General features: G+C 44.7%; 3 protein-coding genes. All 3 read right to left on the reverse strand.

Going from position 1 to position 4,813, the window contains the following annotated elements:
- Positions 1–44 precede the first annotated feature (44 nt).
- Positions 45–707: a hypothetical protein gene (locus tag PKH29_12130; GenBank protein ID HNX15586.1), complete on the reverse strand. Its 663-nt coding sequence runs from the start codon at positions 705–707 to the stop codon at positions 45–47.
- A gap of 237 nt (positions 708–944) precedes the next feature.
- On the reverse strand, positions 945–2,711 hold the full coding sequence (locus PKH29_12135; protein HNX15587.1) for a methyl-accepting chemotaxis protein: 1,767 nt from the start codon (positions 2,709–2,711) through the stop codon (positions 945–947).
- 330 nt (positions 2,712–3,041) lie between these two features.
- Positions 3,042–4,813 (reverse strand): thiol-activated cytolysin family protein (locus PKH29_12140; GenBank protein HNX15588.1); only part of this gene is annotated, 1,772 nt, incomplete at its 5' end.

Consider the following 4,813-nt stretch of genomic DNA (forward strand, 5'->3'; position numbering starts at 1 on the left):
CAGTCCTAACCATATGAATAACCTTCCGAATCAGAAGTCATGCATTAATCCTCAACGCGGACCTTGGTCCATCTTCCGACAAATGATTTTACGGAAAGGACAGATTGATGAATATCCTCAATAGCAAACAATGACGAATGAGGATAGTCCTGTATAGAATCGGTAAACCCGTCAAAAAATTGCTTTCCCCACTTCTGCTGAGAATTATATACCTCTGAAATCCTCACTATTCTTCCTAATTCGGATAACAACCGCATACATTGTTTCTCACTAAATAGCTTTTCATTTAAAGCGATAATGTATATCGGATTAACGGTTACTTTTTGGCGTACGGCTTTTTCGTTGGTGATTGACATATAGAAATCAGGGCTCGTATCCATTTTCGTGCAGACGTTCCAGGAAGGCGCCCACACCTCAAGTCCGTGGAAAATGATCCTGTCGTCATTTTCATCTGAATCATTTGCATGTGTCCATTTCATATTGGATCGATCATCGAGCAGAAGTCTTCCGTATTTTATCTCTTTCGCATCATCTGAGGATAACTGCGTGACCCTTACCGCGGCTTCAGCTTCAATCGAATCCAGAATCATGCCAAGGCTTTCCGCAATAGCGGCCCATGTGTCATGTCGCCACGGAACATTACCGCATGGAATCCCGAATGCCGCATACACATTATATCTTTTTGCGAGCCATCCCAATTCTTTCACTCCTGATATCATCGGTGATATTGACGATTATCCGACTACCAATACCACATAACGTCAATTTATTCACATCACACCGGAACATTCATCCATACCGCGGCATGAAACCGAACCATAAAAAGAAACCTTCCCGATGACTCCGGTGAAGCATACAATTTTACTGCCGTCTTCGTTCTCCGGCATCTATTCCCGCATACAATTACTTCTTTGTGCACGAGACGCGGTACAACGTGAAGCGCGTTACAGCTTCAGGTTTGTGGTGACGGACTCAATATTCTGCGAAAGGTCGCGAAACTCAGACGTCATCGTCTCGAGGTTTTTGATGAATCCGTATATCTCACCCGTATTTGCGGAGAGTTCTTCGAATGTCGATGTGAAATTCTGAGCCGTCGCTTCAATATTGTGAATCATCTCTTCAATCGTATTTTTAAACTCGATCATCTTATTGTTCTTTCCGATTATCTCGGCGTTTCCGCCCTGCACTCTGATCATCGCGGAGTTGATTCTGCCTATCGTCTCGACACTCGTCGTTACCATTCTTAACTGATCCTCGATGATCATTTTATTCCGGGATATCGCCTTTGTCGCGCTTTCAGAATTGTCTATTATCCCTTTCGCCATGTTCTGAATGAGTTCGGCGGAATCGCGTGACTGTTCCGCCAGCTTTCTGATCTCATCGGCGACAACCGCGAAACCCTTTCCCGCTTCCCCGGCTCTTGCCGACTCGATGGACGCATTCAGGGACAGGAGATTCGTCTGATCTGATATTTCAGTGATGGTACTGATGATCTGAATAACTTCAGATGAGCTTTTTCCCATTTTAATCACCGCTTCATCGAGCACCCTGAAAGATTCACTCGTCTCGTTTGCCTTGTCTTTCAGTCTGTTCATCTGCGACATACCTTCGTCCGACAGCGACATCGCCTCGTTGAATAGCGAGTTATTGCTCTCAATCTCCGCCACCACCATATTGATGCTTTCCGCGAGACGCTGGATATTCGCATGCGCGGATGTAAGATCATTCGCCTGGTCGTTGACATCCTGCGCCGCCGACGCGACCGCTTCGCTTGTTCCTTCCATACCGAGAGCGACCTCGCCTGTCAGACGGTCAAGCGTATTGGCTTTATCGGTAAGTTCAGAGGAAAATGTACGTATTTGGGACAAAATCGAAGAGAGCGACGAGAGCATAGCATTGAATTTGTTGAATATATCGGCGATCTCGCCCTGCTGACGGTTCTCGAGAGTCACTGACAGATTTCCCGTTGATATTTCCCTCATACCGCGGGACAGTTGCGCGATCGGACCTAACGTTTTTTTGTAAAGGTTTATCGATACAATACACGAGATGCCGAGAAATATAATCGTCACCGTAATGACAATAATAATACTCTTCCTGATTCCCCTGCCGATTTCTTTCTCTTTCTCAGCGGTCATCGACTCGATGTTGTCGACATAATTTCCCGTGCTGACGATCCACTGCCACGGAGAGAACGGAAGCGAATATGCGCGTTTCGGAGAAAGTCTGTTCGTTCCGACATCTTTCGGTTTCTCCCAGAGAAAATCGGTATATCCTCCGTTTTTTTCCGTAGCAACCGAGACGATATTCTGAATAAGTTTCGTTCCTTTCGGATCAGCGATATCTTTCCGGTTGGATCCTTCTTTCTGCGGTATCATCGGATGCGCGATAAGGATGTAATCGTAATTATCTATCCAGAAGTATCCTTCCTTTCCGTATCGCATACTTTTCACGACCGCTTTGGCCAGCTCCTGCGCTTCATCTCGCTTCATCTCGCCCGACTCTTCCTTCCTGTAGGCCCAGGTGATCACTGAGATCGCCTCTTCAACCTGTCCTTTGATGATGCTGTCATAATCTTTTTCGAGAGTGCTGCGATAGAGCGAGACCTGCTCTTTTTTATCCGAATACAGTTTGAGGATCAGATAACAACTGACGAGCAACGACATTCCGACAGTCAGACTGATGATAGTGACAAGAAACTTTTTTTTCAACGACATGGAAATCTCCGCACAGTGCGATATATATGTGATCATCAAACATCATATAACATTAATGCTGTAAATAAAAAAATTTCAGGTATTGGATGAATTATGGACACTTTGAATAAGTGTTTTGGCAGTATTCAATCAGGAAAACAGTTATTTCATTAGCGTTTTCTTCAAAATGGATTTTAATATTTTTTTCAAACCGCCCTTAAAATAAAAAACAGCCGGAAATACAAAAAAGTCCGGCTGTTTATGATAGAGGAATCGGACATTCACCGGCAATCCCATGTCATCACTGACAAGGATAGCCGGCGATTCCGGTCTCAGGATCAGATTTCAGTACAGGTTTTTCTTGCTAACCTTAATGTAGAAATCAACCCACTCATTGTCTACTATTGTCTTGTTTTTCTTTTTCTTCTTTGTCGCATGTGACCGGATAACAATATCTTCTCCGTCCTTCAGATCGCTCACCGTGATTTTTTTCGCGACGTTGCCCTCAACGGTTCCCATCGCATTTGTGAAACTATCATCATCTTTCGCACTTCCGTCAGCTTCAGACAGCTGCAGAGTCAGATCAAGTGTGGCATTCTCGTTCGGAACGACATATTTTACAACTCCGTTCTCGGATGATTCTCCGACTTCCTTATATTTCTTCCGTTGCGCTCTCGGAAAACTCCAGAAACTTTGTGCGCTCTTGCCGTCGGTCATTTCAAGATTGCCATATAACTCCATCGCCTTTCCGTTTCCGTCGTTCGCGTTGGTTTTGATCTTATAAAGCGTTAATGTGGTTTCTATCCCCTTTCCGAGCTGCTCAACTGTTTTTGTGAGGGTATATTCGTCATTGTACACGGTATTCGCGACGGCATTGTTATCAACGAATCTAAGCTTGTACGCAATGATTTTTCCGGTACGATCTTTCGAGTATCCTTTCTCCGTTACCCATTTCATGAACCCTGGAAGATCAGAAACAATTTCGCTGCTGTCAGCGCCGATGATTGTCACATTTATTTTATCAGTACCCTCTTCCTTCTTATTTTCGGTTTTCACGTCAGCATTATACTTTCCGTAAAGTTTCGCATCGACCTCAGCTTCAAGGCTTGTTTTTATCGTACTCCATGATTTATCAGACTCGATTGTCAGATACGCGAGTCTTCCGTATGCGATAGATGAAACGTAAACCGGTCTGAATCCATTGAAATCCTTGATATTGAAATTCTCATAGAGGAATGTTCCATTACCCTGGTCAACATCCACTGTGTAGAATGTCTCCATGAATTTGACCATGTATTTGCGTTTCTTTGATCCCTTGTTGAACTCGAAACCGCTTTTTATGCTTGTTTCGACAACACCGGAGTTGAATCCGACACCGAAATTGAATTTAACCCCGAAATCGGAATCTGAATAAACCTCAGTAGCCTCAAACGAATATGTCGTAGAGATTTTACCGAGATCCTGATTCATAATTCTGCCATGCAGCTTTCTATAGTTGGAAAGAGAAGGAAAAATCGTATCGGAGATTTTGCCGGTTTTCCCATTGCTTTTCTTAACATTAGTCAGGTCATACGATATCGTAATCGGCCTCTTAGTGCCTTTGGTGACCTCCTGATACGTTCCGGAGGCAATCGTGTCTCCCAATAATACTGAACCGGGATAAATCACATCAGTTGACGGATTAAGCAATATCTGCTGATCAAATGCGGCGCTTGCTTTGAACTTCTGCGTCGTGGTGACATATGTTACCGGCACCCCGTCAGTAGTTGTACCCGTTTTTCTCGATTCTTCCTTTGCCTCGCCAAGCGGTGCTTCTTTAATGGCGGTAGGCTTTGCAGCACTGGTTATTCCATCGGGATTTTTCAATGTTGAAAGCTGTTCCATCAATGCCGGATTCGGGGCAGTTGCTTTGGTATTTTCTACTTTATCGTCCTTGCTTGCAGCTTCCTTCTTGGCAGCTTCCTGCTTGGCAGCTTCCTGCTTTGCAGCTTCCTGCTTGGCAGCTTCCTGCTTTGCGGCTTCCTGCTTTGCGGCTTCCTGCTTTGCGGCTTCCTGCTTTGCAGCTTCCTGCTTTGCAGCTTCCTGCTTTGCAGCTTCCTGCTTTGCAGCTTCCTGCT

Source organism: Oscillospiraceae bacterium (genome assembly GCA_035353335.1).
GTDB lineage: Bacteria > Bacillota > Clostridia > Oscillospirales > JAKOTC01 > DAOPZJ01.